The following is a 567-nucleotide window of genomic DNA, read 5'->3' as shown; positions in this document are numbered from 1 at the left end:
GGCGCTTTGCCGGATGCGGATCGGCTTGAGCTTCCGCCGTGATCGGTCCTGCAGCCGGTTTGTCGTGTCGCAGGATAAGATTGCTTCACGATTGGTCTGACTGCCGTCGATCACGATCCGCTCAGGCCGACCGTGACTCTTGAGGGCCTTGCTCAAAAATCGTTTGGCCGCAGCCAGGTTGCGCCGCTCGCTGAACCAGAATTCGACCGTGTCGCCCTGGCTGTCGATGGCGCGATAGAGATACCGCCACCAGCCTCTGACCCTGATATATGTCTCGTCGACGTGCCACCTGGCAGTGACGGCTCGCTTGCGGGCATTGAAGCGCTTCAGAAGTTCGGGCGAGTATCGGACAACCCATCTGTGAATGGTCGCGTGGTCGACCGAGATGCCGCGCTCAGCCATCATCTCCTCGAGGTTTCGGAGGCTCAGATTGTAAGCCAGATACCGCCGCACGCAGAGCAGGATCACGGATCGATCAAAATGCCTGCCCTTGAACACGCCGCCCTCCGTCCCTGAACCCCGGGAGCAGTAGCTGAAACTCTGAAACAAAGTGTTTGCGACAGAACC

At 59.3% G+C, this 567-nt stretch carries 1 protein-coding gene; it reads right to left on the bottom strand.

Annotated features, from left to right (window positions below):
* A partial coding sequence (locus tag JKL45_RS29725; protein ID WP_201865380.1) for an IS6 family transposase occupies window positions 1-498 on the bottom strand: 498 nt, incomplete at its 3' end.
* Window positions 499-567: the final 69 nt, after the last annotated feature.

This window comes from Microvirga soli (assembly GCF_016734765.1).
Classification (GTDB): domain Bacteria; phylum Pseudomonadota; class Alphaproteobacteria; order Rhizobiales; family Beijerinckiaceae; genus Microvirga; species Microvirga soli.
Note: the sequence above shows the minus strand (reverse complement) of the source record. Positions and strands in the feature narration are given on the sequence as shown.